General features: G+C 70.2%; 18 protein-coding genes. 7 read left to right on the top strand and 11 right to left on the bottom strand.

The genetic code is table 11. From position 1 onward, the window contains the following. Positions 1–93: 93 nt before the first annotated feature. The gene (locus ACIO1C_RS33495) at positions 94–2,397 is read right to left on the bottom strand and encodes a BTAD domain-containing putative transcriptional regulator (protein WP_401870929.1); all 2,304 of its coding nucleotides are present in this window, start codon (positions 2,395–2,397) and stop codon (positions 94–96) included. Between the two features lie 50 nt (positions 2,398–2,447). Then, a complete protein-coding gene (locus ACIO1C_RS33490; protein ID WP_401870927.1) occupies positions 2,448–3,245 on the bottom strand; it encodes a thioesterase II family protein in 798 nt (265 codons plus the stop codon). Positions 3,246–3,713: 468 nt separating this feature from the next. Here ACIO1C_RS33490 and ACIO1C_RS33485 point away from each other — a divergent pair, with 468 nt between their 5' ends. Then, a complete protein-coding gene (locus tag ACIO1C_RS33485) occupies positions 3,714–7,010 on the top strand; it encodes an AfsR/SARP family transcriptional regulator (RefSeq protein ID WP_401870924.1) in 3,297 nt (1,098 codons plus the stop codon). 70 nt (positions 7,011–7,080) lie between these two features. Here the strand turns inward: ACIO1C_RS33485 and ACIO1C_RS33480 are convergent, their stop codons facing one another. Next, positions 7,081–7,518, bottom strand: coding sequence for a winged helix-turn-helix transcriptional regulator (locus ACIO1C_RS33480; protein ID WP_401870921.1), 438 nt, complete (start codon positions 7,516–7,518; stop codon positions 7,081–7,083). 230 nt (positions 7,519–7,748) lie between these two features. On the opposite strand from ACIO1C_RS33480, the gene ACIO1C_RS33475 reads away from it, so the two are divergent. From ACIO1C_RS33475 to ACIO1C_RS33460, 4 genes are all read left to right on the top strand, one after another. Then, complete coding sequence (locus ACIO1C_RS33475; protein WP_401870956.1) at positions 7,749–9,152, top strand: MFS transporter; 1,404 nt, start codon at positions 7,749–7,751, stop codon at positions 9,150–9,152. Between the two features lie 410 nt (positions 9,153–9,562). Beyond that, positions 9,563–10,741: an acyl-CoA dehydrogenase family protein gene (locus tag ACIO1C_RS33470; RefSeq protein ID WP_401870918.1), complete on the top strand. Its 1,179-nt coding sequence runs from the start codon at positions 9,563–9,565 to the stop codon at positions 10,739–10,741. Between the two features lie 203 nt (positions 10,742–10,944). Beyond that, positions 10,945–11,787, top strand: a complete 843-nt coding sequence (locus ACIO1C_RS33465) for an NAD(P)H-binding protein (protein WP_401870915.1) — start codon at positions 10,945–10,947, stop codon at positions 11,785–11,787. Positions 11,788–11,997: 210 nt separating this feature from the next. Further along, positions 11,998–12,492 carry a pyridoxamine 5'-phosphate oxidase family protein gene (locus tag ACIO1C_RS33460; RefSeq protein ID WP_401870912.1) on the top strand — a complete coding sequence of 165 codons (495 nt, stop codon included), beginning with the start codon at positions 11,998–12,000 and terminating at the stop codon, positions 12,490–12,492. Positions 12,493–12,601: 109 nt separating this feature from the next. On the opposite strand, the gene ACIO1C_RS33455 is transcribed toward ACIO1C_RS33460, so the two are convergent. The 3 genes from ACIO1C_RS33455 to ACIO1C_RS33445 all read right to left on the bottom strand — a co-directional run bounded on the left by ACIO1C_RS33455 (position 12,602) and on the right by ACIO1C_RS33445 (position 16,120). Beyond that, positions 12,602–13,186 carry a hypothetical protein gene (locus tag ACIO1C_RS33455; protein ID WP_401870909.1) on the bottom strand — a complete coding sequence of 195 codons (585 nt, stop codon included), beginning with the start codon at positions 13,184–13,186 and terminating at the stop codon, positions 12,602–12,604. Between the two features lie 199 nt (positions 13,187–13,385). Continuing rightward, complete coding sequence (locus tag ACIO1C_RS33450; RefSeq protein WP_401870907.1) at positions 13,386–14,051, bottom strand: ScbR family autoregulator-binding transcription factor; 666 nt, start codon at positions 14,049–14,051, stop codon at positions 13,386–13,388. Between the two features lie 1,322 nt (positions 14,052–15,373). Further along, a complete protein-coding gene (locus ACIO1C_RS33445; RefSeq protein ID WP_401870905.1) occupies positions 15,374–16,120 on the bottom strand; it encodes a class I SAM-dependent methyltransferase in 747 nt (248 codons plus the stop codon). Positions 16,121–16,372: 252 nt separating this feature from the next. Between ACIO1C_RS33445 and ACIO1C_RS33440 the strand changes: the two genes are divergently transcribed. After that, positions 16,373–16,894 (top strand): DUF4396 domain-containing protein, encoded by a 522-nt coding sequence (locus tag ACIO1C_RS33440; RefSeq protein WP_401870902.1) that lies wholly within the window; start codon positions 16,373–16,375, stop codon positions 16,892–16,894. Between the two features lie 155 nt (positions 16,895–17,049). Here ACIO1C_RS33440 and ACIO1C_RS33435 read toward each other — a convergent pair whose 3' ends face one another. Further along, a complete protein-coding gene (locus ACIO1C_RS33435) occupies positions 17,050–19,296 on the bottom strand; it encodes a heavy metal translocating P-type ATPase (protein WP_401870899.1) in 2,247 nt (748 codons plus the stop codon). A gap of 73 nt (positions 19,297–19,369) precedes the next feature. Further along, positions 19,370–19,660, bottom strand: coding sequence for a heavy-metal-associated domain-containing protein (locus ACIO1C_RS33430; RefSeq protein WP_401870896.1), 291 nt, complete (start codon positions 19,658–19,660; stop codon positions 19,370–19,372). A 163-nt stretch (positions 19,661–19,823) separates the two neighbouring features. On the opposite strand from ACIO1C_RS33430, the gene ACIO1C_RS33425 reads away from it, so the two are divergent. Continuing rightward, positions 19,824–20,786: a hypothetical protein gene (locus tag ACIO1C_RS33425; protein ID WP_401870894.1), complete on the top strand. Its 963-nt coding sequence runs from the start codon at positions 19,824–19,826 to the stop codon at positions 20,784–20,786. Positions 20,787–20,990: 204 nt separating this feature from the next. Here ACIO1C_RS33425 and ACIO1C_RS33420 read toward each other — a convergent pair whose 3' ends face one another. The 3 genes from ACIO1C_RS33420 to ACIO1C_RS33410 all read right to left on the bottom strand — a co-directional run bounded on the left by ACIO1C_RS33420 (position 20,991) and on the right by ACIO1C_RS33410 (position 23,748). Continuing rightward, a complete protein-coding gene (locus ACIO1C_RS33420) occupies positions 20,991–21,278 on the bottom strand; it encodes a metal-sensitive transcriptional regulator (protein WP_401870892.1) in 288 nt (95 codons plus the stop codon). Between the two features lie 625 nt (positions 21,279–21,903). Further along, entirely contained in the window at positions 21,904–22,467 is a 564-nt protein-coding gene (locus ACIO1C_RS33415; RefSeq protein ID WP_401870890.1) for a pyridoxamine 5'-phosphate oxidase family protein, read from the bottom strand. 51 nt (positions 22,468–22,518) lie between these two features. Then, a complete protein-coding gene (locus ACIO1C_RS33410; protein WP_401870887.1) occupies positions 22,519–23,748 on the bottom strand; it encodes a cytochrome P450 in 1,230 nt (409 codons plus the stop codon). Between the last annotated feature and the right edge of the window lie 162 nt (positions 23,749–23,910).

The following is a 23,910-nucleotide window of genomic DNA, read 5'->3' as shown; positions in this document are numbered from 1 at the left end:
AAGGGCCGTGACCGGCCGGTTGCCACGCCCGGCCGCTCACCCCCCACCGCGCCCGCACGGGCCCCGGCCGCGGCGGCGGAAAAAGAATCAGTCCTAGGTGTCGCCGCCGGAGACCGCCTGGAGCGGCAGCCCGCCGGGCTCGGAGAGCCGGGTGAGGCTGAGCGTGCTGGTGCTGCGCTGCCCCACCCCCCAGAACGGGCGCTTGCCGAGCAGCTCGGGCCGCGCGCACGCCACGATCAGCAAGGGGCAGTTGTCGGCCGTGGTGGCCAGCTCCTCCACCCAGTCCAGCACCGCGTCCGAGGCGAGATGCAGATCGTCCAGGCACAGCACCAGCGGCTGCTGCCGCGCCCGCAGGGACAGCAGCTCCGCCCAGCCGTTCATCACAGGGCGGGGGTGCACGGAGGGCGGCAGCGGACGGTCCGGTACGACCAGGTCCCGCAGCAGCCGGTCCGCCACCGGTCCGCTGCCGGCCGTCCCGTGCACCAGACGCATGAGCAGCTCGCCCTGCGAGGTGCCGGGGGGAATCGACGAGAACTCCCGCCACGCGTCCAGCAGGGCACCGGCCAGCGTGCCCGCACCGCTCACCGGCGCCGAGGGCCGCAGCACCAGCACCCCGCCCGGACTCCGCGTGATCCGGTGCTCGAACTCCGCCAGCAGCCGGGACTTGCCCGACCCCGGCTCGCCCAGGACCGTCAGCAGACACGGCACACGGTGATGGCGGGAATGCGCCAACAGGCTGTTCAGGATGTCCAGTTCATGCTCCCTCGGGAACACCACACCCCCCGGGACCCCGCCCGGGCCACCGCCCGCGATCCCGCCCGTGTCCGCCCCGCGCCCCTGCGGATAGATCGCGCAGGCCTCCCGCACGTCGAAGGCCATGCCCGCCTTCCCCCGCACCCGCACATAGCGCACCTGGCTGTCCGTGCCCACCGCCGCCTTCCGGCTCACGTACACCTTGCCCGGCGGCACGTCGGACAGCAGGCGCTGCGCCGTGTCCAGCAGCGCCCCCACCACGGAGACCCCGCCGCCCGGCGCGCCGGGCGCGTCACGGACCAGCACCCCGCCGGTGGTGACCACCGAACGGACCGCCAGGTCCCTCACGTCCCCGAACCTCTCCCGTACGGCCAGCGCCGTGCGCACCGCGTCCAGCGACGCCGTCGAAGGGTCCCCCCGCAGTCCGAACAGCGCCGCCGAGAGATGCCCCACCGACCCCACGACGGTCCCGCCGTGCTCCTCGATGCACTGCGCCACCAGGGTCACCGCCCGGTGCAGCGCGGCATTGAGCTGCTCCGCGTCCAGCGGGTGGTCCGCCGGGGTGCCGGTCTGGATCAGGAGGACGGACACCTCCTGGCGCCTGCTCGCCGGCGCGCCGCCGCCGGGCGCCCGCACGGCCGGGGTGTCCTCCTCCACCGGCCGGCCGGGGTCCCTGGGACCGATCACCGCGACGGGCGCCCCGGCCGGCCGCGCCGCCGCCCCGGACGCGTCCGGCGCCGCCCCGGAGGGATCCGCCCCCAAAGGGTCCGGGCCCGGCCCGGCCGGCGCGGGCACCGGCACATCCCCCAGTGGCGCCTCCCTCATCCGTGTCACCTGCGCCACCTCCGCCGGCTCCTCGGCGGGCGCCGTCAGCGAGGGGTGGTGGTGCAGGATGTGCTGCTGGAGGGTCTGGAGGTCACGGGAGGGTTCCAGGCCGTACTTCTGGACCAGTTCGAGCCGCACCCGGCTGAACACACTCAACGCCTCGGCCTGCCGCCCGCAGCGGTACAGCGCGAGGATCAACTGCCCGCACAGCCGCTCGCGCAGCGGCTCCGACTCCGCCAGCGAGACCAGCTCGCCCAGCACGGCGTGGTGCCGCCCGCAGGCCAGCTCCGCCTCGAAGCGGTACTCCATCGCGTCGAGCCGCAACTGCCGCAGCCGCGCCACCTCCGGCCAGTCCAGGCCCTGTTCCACCAGGTCCGACAGGACAGGGCCGCGCCACTCGTCCAGCGCCTCGCGCAACAGCTCCGCCGCCAGGGCCGGTTCGCCCGCATCGAGGAGTTTGCGGCCCTCGCCCACCCGCCGGTCGAAGCGGGAGACGTCAAGGGTGTCGGGGGCGACCTGGAGCATGTAGCCCGGGGACCGGGTGAGCAGTTCCGGGGCCGGGGCCCCCGGCACCTCCAGCAGCGCGTGCGGCCGCGACAGCGCCGCCCGCAGCCCGGACACCGCGTTCTGTATGATCTTCCTGGCCGTTACGGGACGGCTCTCCTGCGACCACAGGGCGTCCAGCAGCTCGCTGGTGGCGACCACGTGATTGGCCCGTAAGAGTAACTTCCCCAAAACCGCACGCTGCTTGAAGCCGCCCAGGACCAGCGTACGGTCCCGGGACTGGACTTCCAGCGGACCCAGAATCTTGAATTCCACGTTTTCTCCCCATGACTTGACCAACCGACCGTCGGTGACTGGGGCTCGCGCTACCTGCCCCCTTGCGTGACCGCGTCCCGGACCCCGCGCAGCACCAGCCCGGCCACGGCGTCGAGGTTCTGGTCCAGAAAGAAGTGACCGCCGGGGAAGACCTCCAGCTCATACCCCGCCCGGGTGAACTCCCGCCACCGCGCCGCCGCTTCGACCGCGACGACCGGATCCTCGCGCCCGGCCAGCACGCTCACCGCGATCTCCAGCGGCGCACCACCGCTCCACCGGTAGGAGGCCAGCGCCCGGTAGTCGGCACGCAGCGCGGGCAGCGCCATCTCCACCAGCTCGGGATCGTCGAGCACGGCGGCACCGGTCCCGCCCAGGGAGCGGACGGCCGCCAGGATCTCCCGGTCGCCGGCCAGCACGTCGTGCCGGTCCGGACGGGGGGCGGGCGCCCCGCGCGCCGAGAGGAACAGCCGCACCGGGAGCGGCGCGCCCGCGGCCGCCAGGGCACGGGCGGTCTCGTAGGCGAGCAGCGCGCCCATGCTGTGGCCGAAGAAGGCGTACGGGCCGCCCGGCGCCGCGCCCAGCTCCCCGGCGATCCGCCCGGCCAGCTCGACGATGCCCGCCGGCCCCGTCTCGTTCCTGCGGTCCTGGCGCCCGGGGTACTGCACGGCCAGCACGTCGACGCCCGGCCCGCCGGGACCCTCGCCGGCACCGGGGCCGCCGGCGCGGGCCGACAGCCGGCGCGCCAGGGGAACGTACACACTGGCGGAACCGCCGGCGTGCGGGAAACAGATCAGCCGCACCGCGCCGGGCCCCGCCTCCGCGAACCGCCTGAACCACTGACTGTTCATCGTGTTCCTCAACTCCCTGCGTGCGATCGGGGTTGCTCGTAGAGTTCCCTGAGCGCGGACCGGGCACGGCGCACGGCCCCACCCGCCCCGCCGACCGGGCACCCGGGCGGCCCGGCGCGCCCCGCCCCCGGCGGGCCGGGAGAGCGGCCGGCTCTCCTCGCACCCGGGCACCACCACACAGGCGCCTGCCGCGGCGCGGGGTCCCCGGCCGCCCCCGGCCCGCTCACCGGAGGAGCGGCCCGCACGGCACCGGGCAGCCGGGCCGCAGCCGCGCCGGCCCCGCCCCTCGCGTTTCCCCGCACCGGACTCCCCTCTGGCGGCCCTCGGTCCGGTCCCACAGTCGCGGATGGTCCTTCGGGTTTGCTTCGGGTCCGGTTCGGGGCACCCACCCCTCCTTCCCGACCGCGCCCGGTTGGGGCCCGCTTGAGGCCTCGTCACTCCGTGAGCCGCCCGGGTTACTGTGTGATCATGCGATTCGGGGTGCTGGGCCCACTGGAGGTGTGGAGCGCCGAGGGGAGCCTGGTGCCGGTTCCCGAGGTGAAGGTCCGTACGCTCCTCGCGGACCTCCTCGCCCACCACGGCGAGGTCGTGCCCAAAGGACGGCTCATCGAAGACCTCTGGGGCGGCTCCGCCTACACCGCCCGCCCCACCTCATCCTTACAGGCCAAGGTCTCACAACTGCGCCGCGCCCTGGAGAACGCGGAAACGGGCGCCCGCTCCCTCATCGCCCACCAGGCACCCGGATACACCATCGACATACCCGCCCAGGCACTGGACGTCGGCCGGTTCCGCGCCCTGGTCGCCGAGGCCCGCACCTGCGACGAACCCCGCGAGAAAGTCACCGTCCTGACGGAGGCCCTGTCACTGTGGCGCGGCCCCGCCTTCGCCGACTTCGCCGACCAGCCGTTCGTACGCTCCGCCGCGGCCACCCTGGAGGAAGAACGCCTCGCCGCGGTCGAAGTCTACGCCGAAACCCGCCTGGAACTGGGCGAACACAGCGCCCTGGTCGCCGAACTCACCGCCCTGGTCGAGCGGTTCCCCCTCCGCGAAGGCCTGCGCGTCGTACAGATGCGCACCCTCTACCGGGCCGGACGCCCCTCCGAAGCACTCGACAGCTACGCGGACCTGCGCCGCCGCCTCGACGAGGAACTGGGCCTGATGCCCGGCCCCGCGCTCGACGCCCTCCAGCAGGCGATCCTGCGCCACGACCCCCAACTCGCCCGGCCCGACTCCCCTCCCGCCCCCGCCACCGCGGCCCGCGCCCGCACCAACCTCACCGCCTCGGTGAGCACCCTGGTGGGCAGGGACGAAGCCATGGACGAGGTACGCCGGCTCGTCTCACACCGCCGCCTGGTGACCCTCACCGGCCCCGGCGGCGTCGGCAAGACCCGGCTGGCCGCCGCCACCGTCGACGGCCTCACCGCCCAATTCCCCGACGGGACCTGGCTGGTGGAACTGGCCGGCGCCCGCGCCCCCGAACGCACCATCGGACCCGAACCGCTCGCCGAACAGATCATGGCCGTACTGGGCATCAGGGAATCGGCCTCCGACAGCCCCGCCGCGGGAGCCACCCAGCGCCTCGCCGGCATCCTCGCCTCCCAGCGCCTCGTCCTCATCCTGGACAGCTGCGAATACGCGATCGACGACGTGGCACACCTCGCCGGCCCGCTGCTGGACAGCGCCCCGGGCCTGCACATCCTCGCCACCAGCCAGGAACCCCTGCGCGTCAGCGGCGAGACACTCTGGCCCGTGCCCTCGCTCGGCCTCCCGCCCTCCGGCGAGGAAAGGCCCGACACCGTCCTCGCCTCCAGCGCCGTACGCCTCTTCGTCGAACGGGTCCGCGCCACCGACCCGGACTTCGCACCCGACGCCGCCACCGTCCGCAGGATCGCCGGCATATGCCGGCGCCTCGACGGCATCCCCCTCGCCCTCGAACTGGCCGCCACCCGCGTCAGGGCACTGGGCGTGGACGAACTCTACGACCGGCTCGACGACCGCTTCCGCATCCTCACCAGCGGATACCGCGACGCCCCCCACCGCCACCGCACCCTTGAGGCCACCATCGACTGGAGCTGGAGCCTGCTGGACACCCGCGGACAGACCGTACTGCGCAGGCTCTCCGTCTTCGCCGAGGGCTGCGACCTGGAAGCCGCCGAACAGGTCTGCTCCGGCACCGGCATGACGGCCCAGGACGTGGTCGACGCACTCGCCGTGCTCGTGGACCGCTCACTGGCCCTCAGGAGCGACAGCCCCGCCGGCGCACGCTACCGGCTCCTGGAATCCGTCGCCGCCTACAGCCAGCAGCGCCTCGCCGAATCCGGCGAGTCCGGCGACCTGGCCGCCCGCCACCTGCGCTACTACACCGACCTGGCCGAACGCGCCCAGCCCCACCTCCACGGCCGCGACCAGCGCCGCTGGCTGCGCCGCCTGGACGCCGAGGCCGCCAACTTCCAGCGCGCGCTCCAAGAGGCCAGGCGCGCCAAGGACACCCACCGCGCCCTGCGCCTGGCCAACGCCCTGAGCTGGTACCGGTTTTTGCGCGGCCGGCTCGGCGAGGCCCGCAGGGCACTGGCGACCGCACTGGCCGTCGACAGCGAGGCGGACGGCGGCAGAGCGGCCCCCGCCGAACGGGCCGAAGCCGCCTGCTGGCACGCCGGCTTCTCGATGCTGCTGGGCGACGGCGCCCCCGACCCCCCGCCCCCCGCCGCCCCCGCCGGGCACGAGGTGGGACAGGTCAGGGCCGAGTGGTTCCTCGGCGCCGCCCACTGGAGCGTGGGCGTCCTGTCCGCCGGGGAGGACGGCGTCCAGCGCGCCCTGCGCAACTCCCGCGCCCTGCACGACAGCTGGGGCACCGCCGCGGCCCTCAGCAGCCGCGCCGCCCTGGCCCTGGCCCGCGGCGACCTCGACGCCCTGCGCGACAACGCCCTCGAAGCCCGCGCCCAGTTCACCGAACTCGGAGAACAATGGGGACAGTTGAAAGCCGCAGAGGTGCTGAGCGTACTGGCCGAGATCAACGGCAACTACGAACAGGCCGAACAACTCCACCGCGAAGGACTGCGGATCGCCGAGGCCCTCGAACTGTGGCCCGAAGTCTCCCGCCAGCTTTCCGGACTCGGCCGCATCGCCATCCTCGAATGGCGCTACCGCGAGGCCGAGGACTTCCACACCCGCGCCCAGCGCCTCGCCGTCGAGCAGGGCAACCGGCCCGCCGAGCAGTTCGCCGCCCTCGGCCTGGCCCTCGGCGCCCGGCGCGAGGGCAACCTGGACGTCGCCGAGGCCCGGCTGCGCCCCTGGCTCACCTGGAACCGCAGCCGCTACGACGCCCCGGGCCTGGCCCTCGTACTGGCCGAACTGGGCTTCATCGCGGAGCAACGCGTGGACGCCGCACAGGCCCTGACGCTGCATCAGGACGGCCTGGCCACCGCGACGGCCACCGGCGACCCCCGCGCCGTGGCCCTGGCACTGGAAGGCCTCGCCGGCGCCCACTCCCTGGCCGGCCAGTGGGAAAGGGCGGCCAGACTGCTGGGCACGGCCGCCGCCACCAGACGGCGCACCGGCGCGCCCCAGCCGCCCGCCGAGCAGGCCGACGTGGAACGCATCGCGGCGCGCCTGCGCAACGTGCTGGGCGAGGAGGCGTACGCGGCGGAGTTCTCGGTGGGGGAGCGGACGGACCATGTGACCCAGGCCGCCGCGGAGATGGAGCGCTCCCCTCCCGCCAAGGAAGCCGACGGCACGCCGGCCGGCCGGCCCCCGGACTCCCGGTAACCGCCGCCCGGGCGGTCACCGGCCGGCAACCACCCGGTAACCGCCCACCGCCCAGCGGGTGTTCAGCGGTTCAGGACGCCTGGGACTCGAACTTCACACGCCGGTCGTACTCACCGCGGGCGACCGCGATCTCGTGCTGGTGCGCCTCCGTCCACGCCACCAGGGCCTGGATGGTGTCGTGGAGCGTCGCCCCCAGAGGAGTGAGTTCGTAGTCCACCCGGGGAGGCACCACGGGGTGTACGGTCCGGCGGACGAGCCCGTCCCGTTCGAGCTGACGCAGCGTCACCGTCAGCATCCGCTGGCTGATCCCCTCGATCCTGCGGCGCAGTTCCGTGAAGCGCAGGGTCCGCCGTTCCAGCAGCGCTATGACCAGCAGCGACCACTTGTCGGCGACGCGGTCGAGGATCTGCCGTACCTCGCAGCCCTCCCGCGTGTCCCACTGGAGGATGTCGTAGTCCCCATCGGTACCCGTGCAGTGCGTCGGTGACTTTAAAGTGCCTTCTTCCATGACCGGTCAGCTTGCCCGATGATTCCGGGAGTTACAAGTGGGAACCGGCGGGCTCTCCCGTAACCCGACTCCGCGCCCGGGGAACCGCGCATTGTTTCCCCCGGGCGCTCCACCTGCGCCGGTACCGGAGCGCGGGCGTATTTCCTTTCGTCATTCATGATTCCTGCGTGTTTTCAAGGAGACTTCCTGTGTCCACAGTGCAAAACCCGTCGGGCAGCGGCACCGACCGCATGAGCGGGCGCGCGTGGGGCGTGCTGTTCGTGCTGTGCGGCGCGATCTTCCTGGAGGGCATCGACGTAGCGATGCTCAATGTGGCGCTTCCCTCGATCCGTGAGGACCTGGGCCTGTCCACGGGCACGCTCCAGTGGGTCATGAGTGCCTACGTGCTCGGTTACGGCGGCTTCATGCTGCTCGGCGGCCGGGCCGCCGACCTGTTCGGACGCCGTCAGATGTTCATCTTCTGGCTGGTGCTGTTCCTGCTCTTCTCCGGCCTCGGCGGCCTGGCCACCGAGGGCTGGATGCTGATCACCGCCCGGTTCGTGACCGGTGTCGCGGCGGCCTTCATGACCCCGGCCGGCCTGTCGATCATCACCACCAGCTTCGAGGAGGGCCCCAAGCGCAACAAGGCCCTGCTCGTCTACTCGGGCACCGCCGCCGGCGGTTTCTCCATCGGCCTGGTCGTCGGCGGCCTGCTGGCCGCGGTCAATTGGCGGTGGGTGTTCTTCGCCCCGGTGATCCTCTCCTTCCTGATCCTGGTCACCGCCATCGCCCTCATCCCCAAGTCGGCCCGGCCCCGGCGTGACGGCCAGCCCGTCGACCTGGCCGGCGCGATCACCGTCACCGGCGCGATCCTGCTGCTCGTGTTCGCCGTCGAGCGCGCCACCCACGTGGCGGCCCCCTGGACCGTGGGCACGGTCGCCGCCAGCCTGGTGCTGTTCCTCGCCTTCACCGCCATCGAGCGCAAGTCGGCCTCCCCGCTGGTGCGGCTCGGCATCTTCCGCAACTCCGCGCTCGTGCGCTCCAACATCGCCGGACTCCTCTTCGCGGCCGGGTTCTTCGGCTTCCAGTTCATCGTCGTCCTCTACCTCCAGGAACTGCGCAACTGGTCGACCCTCGAGACCAGCTTCGCGATGATCGTGATCGGGATCGACGCGATCCTCTCGCCGACGCTGACGCCCAAGCTGGTCGAGAAGTTCGGCAACGCCCGGGTGATCTTCGGCGGCCTGGTCCTGGCCTCGCTGTCGTACGCCCTGTTCCTGCCGGTCCAGGCGGACTGGACGTACGCGATGATGTTCCCGAGCCTGATCATCCTCGGCCTCGCCTTCTCCCTGGCCTACGGCCCGCTCACCATCGTCGCCACCGAGGGCATCGAGGAGGAGGAGCAGGGCGTCGCCGGCGGCCTGCTGTACACCTCCTTCCAGTTCGGAGCGGCCCTGGGGCTCTCCTCGGTCGCCGCGGTCAACATCGCCGCCACCGACGGATCGTCGCCCGCCGCCCAGCTCGACGGTTACCAGGCCGCCCTGGTCGTCCCCCTGGTCGCGGCCCTGCTGGCCACGGTGCTCAGCGCCTTCGGCCTGCGCAAGCGCTCCGGCGCCGCCGACGAGCCCCTCCCGCAGGCCGCCTCCGTCTCGTAACACCGCCCGCACCCCCTGACGGGCCGCCCCGGGGCGGCCCCCCCAGCGCGACGCCCTGGCCGCGATTCCCCCGCCGGCCAGGGCGCCGCCTTTTTTCATGCCCGGCTCCGGTACGAGGCCCGCCGGGGCCGGCTCCCATTGACGCGCGAGGCGAGCCGCATTGGGCGGGGATTGGCGAATGACTTACTGATTACCGGTACGAGACCGCCCTTCCGGGAGAATGCTCGGTGCGTGCCGCAATCGAGGCCGATTGCCCTCGGTTGCTTTTACCCAAGTTGCGTGGCGGTCCCAACCGCGCGGCGCGTATTGACCCGTTCGCATAAACGGGTCCGGAGGCCCGCCGCCCGGCGGCGGCCCCCGGACCCGGCCTCCCACCTCCCCGGGTGGGACGAGACTGCTCAGGAGGCAGAATGACTACGACGGACAGCGCCGTCGCCGCGGTTCTCGACGAGGTCACCGGTCTGGCCGCGACACTTCGGGAGAGCGGTCCCGAGGCCGAGGAACGCCGTTGGATCCCGGAAGCCAACATCGAACTGCTCGACAAGGCCGGCGTGTTCCGCCTGTCGGTGCCCCGCCGCTTCGGCGGACTCGAGGCGCCGCTCGCCGACCAGGTCAGGATCCTCACCGAGATATCCCGCGCCGACACGGCGACCGGCTGGGTGGCGATGATCTGGGTGTCCAGCTCATGGGTTCCCAGCCAGTTCTCCGACCAGGCGCAGGAGGAGGTCTACGCGAGCGGCTCCGCCCGGGTCTCCACCGGCTTCGCCCCCTCCGGCACCCTCACCCCCACCGAGGGCGGCTACACCCTCAGCGGATCCTGGAAGTGGATCTCCGGCTCCCGCGGCGCCAACTGGGCACTCCTGTCGGCCCTGCTCACCGGACCGGACGGGACCCCGGCCCCCTACGCCGCCCTCGTGCCGTTCTCCGAACTGAGCATCGCCGACGACTGGCACGCCTCCTCCGCGGCCGGCACCGGCAGCTCCACCGTCACCGCCGACAACGTGACCGTGCCCGCCCACCGGGTCGCCTTCCTCATCGACGTGCTCTCGGGCGCCACCGGTGAGCGCTCCAACACCGGTGCCACCGGCCGCAATTACCCGTTCATTCCCTTCTTCATGGCCCAGGGCGCCTCGGCGTACATCGGGATCGCCAAGGGTGCCTACGACCTGTTCCTGGACCGGCTGCCGGGCCGCGGCATCACGTACACCTCGTGGACCGACCAGAGCCAGTCGCCGGTCACGCAGATCCAGGTCGCCACGGCCGCCAACAAGCTCGCGGCCGCCGAGGCGCTCCAGGAGGGCTGGCTGAGCCTGATCCAGAACCACGCCGACGCCGGCACCCAGCCCTCCGTCGAGGAGCGGGCCGCGGTACGAGGCCGGGCGGCGTACGCGATCCAGCTCGCCAAGGAGGCCGTGGACGAGCTGTTCGAGGCCAGCGGCGCCTCGGTCATCATGCGCGACGTGCCCTTCCAGCGCTTCCACCGGGACATCCGGGGGCTCGCGCTGCACGCGCTGTTCGCGTTCAACAGCAACCAGGAAGTGCACGGGCGCTCGATCCTCGGCCTCGCCCCCGACACCCCCTTCCTGTGAGCCACTGAGCCACTGAAGCGGGGGCGGCCGAGCCGCGCCCCCGGGGGCCGGTTCCGGCCGCACCGCGTCGTCCGGGCCGCCCGCCGCACAGGCGGGCGGCCCGGACGACCACCCTGTCATGCCCACGCCAGACCGATTGATCCCCGTGCCCGTGCGCGTCGGCGACCCCTCGCGCATCCACGGTGGGGAAGGACTCCGCTGCTATGACCGACAAGACCGTCCTCGTCCTGGGAGGGACCGGCAAGACCGGCCGCCGTCTGGTGAGCCGGCTCACGCAGCGCGGCGCACGCGTCCGTGCCGCGAGCAGGTCCGGCGACGTGCGTTTCGACTGGGACGACCGCAACACCTGGGAACCCGCCCTCCAGGGCGCCGACGCCGCCTACCTGGTCGACATGCAGGACAAGCCCGGCACCTGGGACGCGGAGACCCACATCCGTGAACTCGCCAAGCTCGCCGTGGAGTCCAAGGTCCAGCGCCTGGTGCTGCTCCAGGCGCGGGTGACCGAGCCGGTGGGCGGCAAGTCCCTGATCGCCGGCGAGGAGGCGGTCAAGGAGTCCGGCGCGCAGTGGACCGTACTGCGCCCCAACTGGTTCAACCAGAACTTCGACGAGGGTGTCCTGCTGGACGGCGTCAAGGACGGCGAACTGCGGCTTCCGGCGGGTGACGGCCTGGAGCCCTTCGTGGACGCCGACGACGTGGCCGCGGTCGCCGCCGCCGCGCTCCTGGACGACGGGCACGCCGGCCAGACCTATGAACTGAGCGGTCCGCGCGCGATCAGCCTCGGCGAGGCGACCGACACGATCAGCGCCGCCATCGGCCGCACCGTCCGCTACGTCCACGTCGACCACCAGGACTACGTCGACGAACTCGTCCAGTACGAGGTCCCCGCCGACTACGCCCTCTTCGTCGCCGACCTCGTCGCGCAGATCCGCGACAACAAGAACTCCGTCCCCACCGACACCGTGCGCCGTGTCCTGGGCCGCGAACCGCGCGACTTCGCCGACTTCGTGGCGGACGCGGCTTCCCGCGGGGCATGGAACCTCTGAGCCGGGCCCGCACACCGGGGACGCGAACGAGAGATGCCTTGCGACAGATACGGCAGGGCATCTCTCACCCCGACACGGTATCGCGTAAGTGAGTAGGTGACTTTGAAGTGCCCTCTTCCACGCCCCTTGTGGCCGATGCATGCTGGTTTCGTGTGACCTTCTACGGATCACCTTTCAGATCAGGTTAATTGCTATCGGACAGGAGCCCGCATGGCCGACAAGGTCGACTCGTTTTCCGAGCTCGCGGACAAGTTTTTCGAATACATCAAAGATATCCGCTACTGCACGATGATTACAGTGGACAAGAAGTCCCGCCCGCGTGCCCGGGTACTCCTGCCGATCTGGGAGGTCGTGGACGGCAAGCCGGTCGGCTGGCTCGCCGCGTACAAGACACCGGTGAAGGTCGCCCACCTCGCCAACAACCCGCACACCACCTACGCGTACTGGAGCCCGCGCCAGAACGCGGTCTACGTCGACAGCGTCTCCGCCTGGGCGGAGGACATGGAGACCAAGACCTACGCGTGGGAGCTGTACCAGAAGGGCAGTCCGCCCGGTGTGGGCTACGACCCCTACAACTTCTGGCGCGGCGGCCCCGCCGACCCCAAGTACCACGTCCTGCGCATCGACCCCTGGCGCGTACAGGTACTGCGGGGCACCGACCTGAGCAGCCGCATCTGGACAAAACCCGAGGACGACAAGAACTGACCACCCGGCCCACCGGCCGATGGGCCCCCCAACTCGTCGGCCGCTGGCGCACCCCCCACCCTCCGGCCGCCCCCGATGCCAGGAAACCCCGTCCGATCGCGGGCGGAGGTCAGGGCGAAGGGAGGTTGACCTCAAGGGCGGTGAAGCCCGCCGGCCCTCCGATCCCGAGGAGGAGGGTGCCGTTGTCGCGCAGAGCGGTGATGGCTTCGACGGGCGCGGCGGTGACGAGCGTGTGGAGGTTTTCCGCGGTGACGGGGTCCCACAGGTTCAACGCGTGACCGCTGCCGCTGGCCAGGAGGTGGTGGGTGGCGGACAGCGGCACGGCGGCCAGCGACTTGGTCCAGGGTGTGTCGATGCGGGCGTGCGGCGCCCAGGACGCTGTGTTCCACATCTGGATGCGTTCTCTGGTGGCCGCGGCCAGAAGCGTGCTGCCGCCGCTTTGAACCACTGTCACCGCCTTCACATTGGTTCTCTCCCGGGGGATGCGCAGTTCCCTCAGCACCCGCTGTGAAGCGAGATCCCAGATCACAACGCCGCCGCCGCTGCCGAACGCGATCCACCTGCTCGTTCCGTCCGGCGCGGGAACGCCTACCACGGCATGGGGCACGGCAGAGAACCGGATCGGCACGAAAGAGGTCTGTCCGTCGTCGACGGTGGTAAGTCGCACGCCTCCCCGGTGCGCGGTGACCACCATGGCCGAGCCGGAAGGCCACTCGAGGAAGCAACTGGGCGCATTCCTCCCCGGTCTGCCGTGGACTTGCGCTTCCCGTCCCACACCCGGGGCCGCCGCCCGCTCTGGCTTGAACCAGGGAACCCGCTGGGAGCAAAGTGGATGTCGGGCACGTCGGCCTCTCCGCCCTGGCCCCGAACGTCAGTTGAAAAAGTGCTTCCGGTCAGTCGGCGCGGGTCATTGTGGTCATGCGGAGTGCCCGGTCAGGCTCCATGTCGATCCTCATGAGCAACCCGGGGTGTACGAAGCTCGGCAGCAACCGCTTCAGGAGGAAGGAAACACGCTCTCTCAGGTCCTCGCGCCCGTTGAGCGCGCGCGACTGCACCTGGATCCCGCCGAAGGAACCCACGAGCAGCTCGGCCATGCCCCTGAGGTCGACCGCGGGTAGCAGTTCCTGGTTCCGTTGCGCCTTCTCCAGCAGATCGATCAACAGGTCGGCCCAGTCGCGGTACGGTGCCGCGTGGTCGACCCCCGGAGCGTCCTGGTCGGTGGAGAGGCGAGCGCTGCCTTTGCCGAGCGGGTCGGTCAGCAGCCGCTCGGCGAAGGCGAAGACCACGTCCACGATCTGCTGGACCCGGCACTCTTGGTCAGGTACGCCGCCGCTACCCACCTGCGCATCCAGTACCGCCTGGGCCAGGATTTCCTTCGACCGGAAGTGAAAGTAGAGGGCGCCCTTGGTGACGCCGGCACGCTCGTAGACACGTTCCAGGGTGGCTGCCGCGTAGCCGTACTCCTCGAAAACCGCACCGGCGGCAGCGAGGAGTTTGTGCCGTGTGATTTTAGCTCGTTCCTGTTGGCGCGGCTGTGCGGCCGGGTTCTGTGAGGCCATGAAGTCCCTCTCTGCTGGGCCGGGTTGGCTCTCGGGTGGCTTGAATCGTATGCAGTCGTATCTTGAGGCGTTAAAAAACATACCGACTCCCCCGTAACGTGACCTGCGTGTGGCGACTCGCACGGTTCGTGATCAGCTTGAATGCCAGTTCGGGCAGGGCCTACCGGGAGGTGCGGTGTGATCGTAATGATGCCCGAGGGGGAGGAAGCCCTCTTCTGGCCCTTGCAAACAATATCTCCACCCTCTTTCTTGGGCTTGCGGTGACGGTGAGACTCCGTGACGGACATGCATCATTCGATCACGGTCTGCGGCCAACCTGTAGCCAGAGCTGGGCCCGGCACCCGTGGCCGGTGCCGGGGAATACGGACTCCACGGCTCCCCGGACCAGCGTGTCCGGGCTCGACGGCCGTTCGTCCCGTGTTGTCATGGACGGCCCCATCGGAAAGCCGGTGCTCCCAGGGGCCGGTGACGGTCCGGCCAGGCATTCCCCGGTCACCGAATACGGTCCCGCGCCCGCTGTGCGCCTGTCTCCGTACGCTCGTTCTGCCGACGGCCGTGTACGCGGCCCCGGAGGACTGGGGCAGCGAAGAACTGGCCCGGCGCTCGCCCGCGCGGGCACTGGGCCGGGACGCTTCACGGTATCCGCCCTGCGGGAGACCGCTCCTGACGCCAGCACCGCGGTCACGCTCGCCGCCCCCAAGGCGATCCCCTCAACGGATCCCGCGGCGGGTGCGGGCGCATACGGGCACAGTTCGAGAGGAGCCAGGAAGCTTGCTCGGCAAATGAGACTCAGAGATTGCTGAGTCTCATTCCAAAGAGCCATCGAGCACCGCTCCATCGCCCGCATCCACGGACAGGCCGGCCTCGGCGAAACCTTCGCCGTACCCCGGGCCCTACGACAGCACGCACCCCACAACACCATCATCGAGTAGGTCCTTGGCCGCCTCAACTCCACCACCCGACGCCCTTGAGGAACGACGTCAGGACCCCGGCACGCCAGGCCTGCCCGCCTGCGGCGAACCGGCAGAGACCCCTCTCCCTCCACGCGGCCATGGTCGAAGCAGGACTGCGCGGCAGGACACTCATCGTGCCGGTGGCCGACCCCGAAGAGACTGCCCGCAGTCTCCGCGACAACCTCACCGAGGATGCCCCGCGAACCTCTCCTCGCCCCGCTGGCTCCGTTCACTTCCAGCGGCAGTGTCTGTCCGTCTGTTCTGTCCGTCTGTTCGAGCGGTAGTGAGTACCCGGCGTCGCCATGTTTGTTCACGAGAGATGACGGCACCTCTGTTCGCCGGCGGTCGCCAACGTGTCGCAGCGTTGTGTCAGCAGGTGCTGACGGCCAGGCTGACCACGTAGTGCTCCTCGACCATCCGGCTTGGGAAGACCTTGGCCAGGAGGTCGCGCTCCCTGGCAATAAAGGTGTTCGTCGCTTCCTTGCCGAGGACGAGGAAGTCGGAGTAGCTGGCGAGGTTGGAGAGATGCGTGTCGAGAGGAACGCTCCGGGTCCACGGCACGTGCCTGTAGGCGAATCCGAGCTCGGGCGGCAGTCCGCGGAACCGGGCCATGGGGTCGTGAGGGCCGTCGCCGGCACCGAAAAGCCGGCGCAAGCGCGCGTCCTGGTTGGCGATCCACGGAACGGTGCTGTCCGAGTCGTTCCACCAGAGGGCGAGTGCACCACCGGTGCGCAGGACTCGGAGAGCTTCCGGGACGGATTCGCGTTGGTCGGTCCAGTGCCAGGCTTGGGCATATGTGAGGACGTCGACGGAGGCGGAGGCCAACGGCAGGTTGTTGCCGTCCCCGATCAGAAGGGGAACGTCGGGCAGGCTGAGACGGAACTGGGAAGCCATCCCGGGGCCGGGCTCGACAGCGATGACGTTCGCACCTCGGGCCCGGAGAAGCATCGTCGCCAGTCCGGTGCCGGCCCCGACATCGACGACGCGAGCGCCCTCCAAGGAATGGCCTGTGAGTTCCTCGACAGCGTCCAGCAACGCGGGCGGGTACGAAGGACGGTTGGCGGCGTAACTGGCGGCCGCCGTGTCGAACGAGCGAGCCTGCGAGGTGACGGTCATACAAACAGTGTTGTCTGCTGCAGGCACTTGGCGCCGGACTTTTCTGCCCTTCCCTGTCCTCAACCCCACCACCCCCGGCACCTGGACCCTCCAGCCGGCCGGCCCGGCCGTCCCGCCCCCCGGAAGGGGCCACGGTGCGGCACACCTCTTCCGTATTTTTGGCTCACCCCCTCACGGAATACCCCTAGGGGGTATATGGTTGTGTGGGTCCGCGGGGAGCGGACACGCTGGACGGGATTGGGGATGACGATCATGGACCACAGCGCACACCACACCGGTACCGCCCACGACCAGGACGCGCATCGGCCGGACGCGGATCACACCGGACACGAGAGGGGCGGGGTGACCTGGGGGGCCGCGATGAAGGCGACGCTGCACTGCCTGACCGGGTGCGCCGTCGGCGAGATCCTCGGCATGGTCATCGGCACCGCCCTGATGTGGGGCAACGTGCCCACGATGATCCTCGCGATCGCGCTGGCGTTCGTGTTCGGTTACTCGTTCACGCTGTTCGCGGTCCGCAGGGCAGGTCTGGACTTCCGGACCGCCCTCAAGGTCGCGCTGGCCGCCGACACCGTCTCCATCGCTGTGATGGAACTCGTGGACAACGGCATCATCGCCCTGGTCCCCGGCGCCATGGACGCCCACCTCGCCGACGCCCTGTTCTGGACCTCGCTGCTGGGCGGGTTCGTCGTCGCCTTCCTGCTCACCACCCCGGTCAACAAGTGGATGATCGGCCGCGGCAAGGGCCATGCCGTCGTCCACGCGTACCACTGACCCCCCGCGCCCCGACCGTGCCCGGAGGCCGCCCCCGCCAGGCGGCCTCCGGGCACGCGTGCGTCCGCTCCCCACGGCGGCGCGTGTCCTCCCGTCCGCTTGACGGGAGACACGCGCCCACGCGGCCCTCGCGGGCGGGGATGAGGAGGCATGCCTCAGGACTGGGCGGAAAAACGGCGCAGCCGGAGCGAGTTGCCCACCACGGAGACTGAGGAGAACGCCATCGCGGCTCCGGCGATCATGGGGTTCAGCAGTCCCGCCGCGGCCAGCGGCAGCGCTGTCACGTTGTAGAGGAAGGCCCAGAAGAGGTTCGAGTGGATGGTCCCCAGGGTTTTGCGTGACAGGCGGATGGCATCCGCCGCTGTGCGGAGGTCGCCCCGGACAAGGGTGAGATCGCTCGCTTCGATCGCCGCGTCCGTCCCTGTGCCCATGGCCAGGCCCAGGTCGGCCTGGGCGAGTGCGGCCGCGTCGTTGATGCCGTCACCGACCATGGCGACGCTGCGGCCCTCCTCCTGCAGACGCTTGATCACATCCGCCTTGTCCTCAGGCATCACCTCGGAGATCACCTCGGTGATTCCGACCTCCGCCGCCACGGTGGCGGCGACCGTCTTGTTGTCGCCGGTGAGCAGGATCGGGGTCAGGCCGAGAGCGCGCAGCCGGCGGACGGCCTCCGGGCTGGTCTCCTTGATCGCGTCCGCGACCTCCAGCACCGCGCGTGCCACGCCGTCCCAGGCCACCAGGATCGCGGTCCGCCCCGCGGCCTCGGCCTCCGCCCTGGCCCGTTCCATGCCGACCGGCAGGCGGATATCCCAGTCGTCCAAGAGCTTCTGGCGGCCCACCACCACCGCATGCCCCTCCACCACCCCTTGAATGCCCAGACCGGCGACGTTGGAGAAGTCCTCAGGGGCCGGGAGCGCGCCGACCTTCCGCGAAGCGCCCTCGGCTACGGCCCGGGCGATCGGATGCTCGGACGCGTTCTCCAGTGCGCCCGCCAGCCGCAGGACCTCGGTCTCGTCCTCCTCGCTCCGCACGGCGACCAGCGTCATCCGCCCCGTCGTGACCGTGCCCGTCTTGTCCAGCACGACGGTGTCGATCCTGCGGGCGGTTTCCAGGGCCTCCGGCCCCTTGATCAGGATTCCCAGCTGAGCGCCTCGGCCGGTGCCCACCAGCAACGCTGTGGGCGTGGCCAGCCCCAAGGCGCACGGGCAGGCGATGATGAGCACGGCAACGGCGGCCGTGAACGCCGCCGACAAGCCGGCACCGTTGCCGAGCCAGAAACCGAATGTGCCCAGCGCGAGCGCGATCACCACGGGCACGAAGACGGCCGAGATCCGGTCCGCGAGCCGCTGCGCGGCAGCCTTCCCGTTCTGCGCGTCCTCCACCAGCCGCGCCATCCTGGCCAGTTGGGTGTCCGCACCGACCCGGGTGGCCTCGACGACAAGCCGTCCGCTGGTGTTCAGCGTGGCACCGGCGACGCTGTCGCCGACGACCACCTCCACCGGAACGGACTCACCGGTGAGCATCGACACGTCAACGGCGGACCAGCCCTCCACCACCGTTCCGTCGGTGGCGATCTTCTCTCCCGGCCGTACCAGGAAGTGGTCACCGGTCTTCAGTTCGGCGACGGGCACCGTTGACTCGCGGCCGTTCCGCACAACGGTGACCTCCTTGGCACCCAGTTCGAGGAGGGCCTTGAGCGCCGCGCCCGCCATCCGCTTGGAGCGCGCTTCGAAGTAGCGGCCTGCCAGGATGAACGCGGTGACGCCGGCCGCCGCTTCCAGATAGATGTTGCCGGCACCGTCACTCCGGGCGATGGTCAGCTCGAAGGGATGCTTCATGCCCGGTGTGCCCGCGGTGCCGAAGAACAGCGCCCACAGCGACCAGAGGAACGCGGCCGAGGTCCCGACCGAGATCAGGGTGTCCATGGTTGCGGCACCGTGTCTGGCGTTGGTCCACGCGGCACGGTGGAAGGGCCAGGCCGCGTAGGTGACCACCGGAGCGGCCAGGGTGAGAGACAGCCACTGCCAGTACTCGAACTGCAGCGCGGGGACCATGGCCATCGCGATCACCGGTACGGCGAGAATCACGGTCGTCACCAGGCGCCGGCGCAGTGACCGCAGTGGGCCGGGTTCCTCCGCGGTCCCGGTTTCCGAGACGCTGTCCGTGCCCGGGGGAGCGGGCTCCTCGGCGCTGTATCCGGTCGCCTCCACCGTGGCGATCAGATCGCTGACGGCCACATTGTCACCCCGGTAGCTGACCTTGGCCTTCTCGGTCGCGTAGTTGACGGTCGCCTCGACGCCGTCCATCCGGTTGAGTTTCTTCTCGATCCGGGCTGCGCATGAGGCGCAGGTCATACCACCGATGGCGAGTTCGACCTCGCTGATGGCGGTGAGGTTGGTCATCACTGCTCCTCAGGCAAGAGGGGGGCTGGGCCCGCCCGGGGGAATGTGCGCGGGCCCAGCAGCGTGGGGAGGGTCAGGCGGCGCGGCCGGTCAGCTCGTAGCCCGCGTCGTCGATCACCTTCGTGAACGTGGCGTCGTCGGGCTCCGCGCTGGTGGTGACGGCGACACGGCCGGCCTTGACGTCGACCTCCACGCTCAGCACGCCGTCGATGCCGCCGACCGCCTTGGCGACGGAGGACTTGCAGTGGTCACAGGTCATGCCCGTCACCGTGTAGACCGTCGAGAAGCTGTCGGCCGCGGCGGTCGCCGTGCCCTGCGTTGCGCCGGTCGAGCAACTGCCGTCGGGCGTGCAGCAGTCGGACATGGTTCCTCCTGGGAATGATTGACTGACGATACCCCTTGGGGGTATCTGTAATATATACCCCCGCCCTGTATCACTGGCAAGCGTCCGGGGTTCAGGGCGAATATACCCCACTGGGGTATATTGCCCCTGTGGTAGACGCCCGGACGACGCCCGAGGAGAACCGATGAACACCCCTTTGAAGATTGCCGCCTTCGCCGCCGCCCTTGCCGCCGCCTTCGGAACCGCGTACGGGGTGGGCGGCGCGGTCGACCCGATCGGCACCCCATCGAAATCCCCCGCGCACACAGGGCACGAGGCCGCCAGGACCCCGGAGAAGGAAGCGGGGCCCGGGGAAGGCGGCGACGAGGAACCGCCGGGCGGGCTGCAGATCTCGGAGAACGGCTACAGCCTCGACCTCGAAACCCCCCGCATTCCCGCGGCCAAGAGGTCCGGGCTCCGATTTGTCGTACGCGACGACACGGGCCGGATCGTCACCGCTTATCAGCGCGAGCACGGCAAGGAACTGCACCTGATTCTCGCCTCCCAGGACCTGGCCACCTATCAGCACCTGCACCCGACCCGTTCGCCTGACGGGACATGGAGCATCGACGCGCGTCTCCCGGCGGCCGGCGGCTATCGGCTCTTCGCCGACTTCACGCCCGCCGCCAAGGGGGCGAAGAACCTGACCCTGGGCGCAGATCTCGCCGTCTCGGGCAACTACCGCCCGGCCCCGCTCCCCCCGCCCGCGACCGTCGCGGAGACCGGGGACTACAGCGTCACGCTCAAGGGCGAACTGCGCCCGGGCGTCGCGGGACGGGTCGACCTGGAGGTCACCAAGAACGGGAGGCCCGTCACCGATCTTGAACCGTATCTCGAGGCGTACGGCCACCTGGTCGCCCTGCGCTCGGGGGACTTGGCCTATTTGCATGTCCACCCCAACGGCGCCCCGGGCGACGGCAAGACCAAGCCGGGACCCACGGTGTCCTTCACGGCAACGGCACCGAGCTCAGGCTCGTACCGCTTCTTCCTCGACTTCAAGCACCAGGGGAAGGTCCGTACGGCGAGTTTCACCGTCGAGGCCGGTCATGCGTCGCCGGACGGCACCGCCAGCACGGCACCCGCGAGCCCGGCCGAGCATGAGCACTGAGTCCGCTGTCCGGCCGGACCGGCGTACCGGTCCGTCCGGACAGGGACTCTGTCCGGGCGTGTCGGACGTGAAGCGAGGGGGAGTCCCTGACCTGATGCCGTGAAAGCAACCGGGAACGGCGAGGTCGATCCCCGGCGACGGATTTTTCGGGCCCGCAGCGGCCGGCCGCGGCACCATCCCCCGCCGTGGACCTTCAGAAGCCCTTCACGAGCGCACCAGCCGCGCGATCGCGTCGGACGCCTCCTTGAGCTTCACTTCCCTCTCCTCCCCGCCCTCGGCCACGGCGTGGCTCACGCACGTGGCCATATGCTCGTCGAGCATTTGCAGGGCGAATGACTGCAGGGCGCGCGTCGTCGCCGACACCTGGGTGAGAATGTCGATGCAGTAGGTGTCCTCGTCCACCAGCCGCTGCAGGCCGCGTACTTGGCCCTCGATACGGCGAAGCCGCATCATCACGTCTTCTTTGTGTGTCTTCTGATTCCGACTGGCCATGGCTTCAAATCCTTCCTCCCCGGCCGGTGCCACGCACAGCGTCGGCCTCCCCTCGAAAGATACCCTCACACCGTATGAAGCTGTGGCCCACAGAGGGCCGGATTCCGGCAGAACGCGGCCCACGTTGCTCGCAGGGCACGCCCGGGGCCCGAACCCGTGATCGCCCTCCTCCTCCGCTGCCGGCCGACACCGGCCAAGGACTCCCGGCGCGGCCCGAAGCGGAACCAGCGCGGCGCCTTTCCACCGGGAGCCTTGTGGATGGTTCGCTGAGGTATCCCGACAACGACGTACGATGTAACGCTGGAATGGACGGAAACCGCCCGGCGGATTCCGTCCATGATTTCTCCGTACGGCTGTCATTCCCGGGATCGATCGGGATCGATCCCGTAGACGAACGCGAACCGGTCAGTGTCTTTTGAGAGTCCCCGGCGGGGAATGCGGCGTTACGACTCGTCCGCTCGCTGCCGGTAAAGCCCGGCGGCACTGGGGGAGCCGAGCCGGGAGCCGGGGCAAGGTACGCGCGGGACGCGTCGGATCGGGCGGGAGCGCCGGGGTGAGCCCGGCCGCCCTCATCCCGGGAGGTCCGCGGTCGGCCTTCCCGGGATGAGCGAGCACCTACAGGGCGTCAGGAGTCTGCCCGGGCGTGCGTCCGGCGGGACGGACCCGTCAGTGCCGGCATGTCGAGTGGTAGCTCGACGCGGCGGTCGATACGGTCCTCGGCCCACGTCCCGGTGTCGATCAGCCACCAGCGTTCCACCTCTACCAGGTAGAGCCGGTGCTCAGCGGGTGATCGCAGCAGCGTCGGCCGGAGCTGCCATCGCGCACGCTGGCGCGGGTCCGGGAAGACGGTCTCGTAGAAACGCGCGTAGTACTCGTCAAGCTTGTCGGGGGCGATTTCCGTGCAGTGACCGCTGAACTGGGCGCCGTCAACCGAGGCGATGTCCACACCGGCGCTGTGACGGCCGGCGATGAACAGGGATCCGCCCACCTCCGGCCTGGCACGGACGTGGCGGCTGTGCCGGGAGCTGGTCGCCGAACCGAAGACGAAACGCAAAGGATCGGCGAGCCAGGCGTACTCCAGGGTGGCGGCCCAGGGAACTCCTCCCGCGGAAGCGGTGGCCAGGTTCATGTACCGGGCGGTGTCCAGGACCCGCTTCGCCCTCTCGGCCAGATCGTCGGCTGTCACCATGCGGACCTTTCGCTGTCGTGGAGTGATACGGGGTCACGGGGCCCGCTCTGCTCAGGTGCGCCGCAGGCGGACGGGGAGGGCGGCGATGTCGTTGCCGATGAAGGTCTGGCCGGGCCGGACGTCCTGCGGCGCGACAGCCAGGGCAAGTTCCGGAAAACAGTCGAACAGGGCAGGCAGGGCCACCCTGGCCTCAAGCCGTGCGAGGTGCGAGCCCGGGCAGAAGTGGGCGCCGAGTCCGAAGGCGAGATGGTCCTTGTTCTCGCGGTTGATGTCGAAGGTCTCGGGATCCTGGTGCACGCCCGGGTCCCGGCCGTGGGCCCCGTAACAGATCAAAATCGCGTCACCGGCACGGATCACCACACCCTCACCGAGGTCGATGTCCTCGGTTGCCCAGCGCATCGGGAGGTGCATGACCGGACAGTGCGCGCGCAACGACTCCTCGATCGCGTCGTCCCACCGGTCGGGATCCGAACGAAGGAGGTCGAGCTGGTCAGGACGGGCGAGGACCTCACGGATCGTGTGATCGATGAGATTGATGGTCGTCTGGCTTCCCCCGCCGATCATCAGCAGCAGCGTCGATATCAACTCGTGGCTCGTCAGGGGCTCTTCGCCGGAATCACGCGCGGCGATCAGGAAGCTGGTCAGATCGTCGCCCGGGGTCTCGCGTTTTGTGTCGATCAGGAGACGCATCGCCGCCTCGAGGTCGTTGAAGACGGCGACGGACTCCTCCTCGGGCACATCGGTCGTAGCTACGACGCGAAAGGCGCGCAGGACCTCGGGGCGCTGATCGTCCGGGACACCGAAGAGACCGCAGATGACCCGGGTGGGAACCTGGTAGGAGAATTCCGTGTGCAGGTCGACCGGTTCCCGGCCGGCCCGTTGCTTGAGCCCGTCGAGGAGTCCGGCGACGATCGCTTCGATCTGGACGCGGAGCTTCTCCACCCGGCGGGGGGTGAACGCCGGCGTGACCAGCTTCCGCAGCCGTGCGTGTGCGCTGCCGTCCGTGGTGGCCATGGACTCCACGTCGACCCACGGGGCCAGCCAGGGAACGGACCCGGGCACATAGGCCGGAACGGTCTCCCTGAGGTTCCGGGAAACGCCCGGATGGGTCAGCAGCCGCTTGACCACGTCGCCGCGTGACACCGACCACGCTCCGACCCCTTCGGGCAGTTGCACGGGAACGGCCGGTCCCGAGGCGCGCAGGTGCGTGACCTGTTCATACATGCACTGACCACCGACGCTCTTAATCGTCTCGACGGTGGCTGCGCTGAAATCGATCATTGGGACTCCTCTTCTTGTGGGCGCCCGCGACACGGCGGCGCCTGAGGCAGCGGGTTCACCCGGGAAGCCGATACCCCTATGGGGTATCAGCGGCCGGGATGTGCGGGCGGGGGGTATTGCTGTCAAGGGAACTGTGGCTGGAACGACGGGCGTTGTGGCTGG

Source organism: Streptomyces sp. NPDC087420, from assembly GCF_044744165.1.
Taxonomy (GTDB): Bacteria; Actinomycetota; Actinomycetes; order Streptomycetales; family Streptomycetaceae; genus Streptomyces.
The sequence above is the reverse complement of the archived record's forward strand: the minus strand, read 5'-3'. Positions and strand labels throughout refer to the sequence as shown.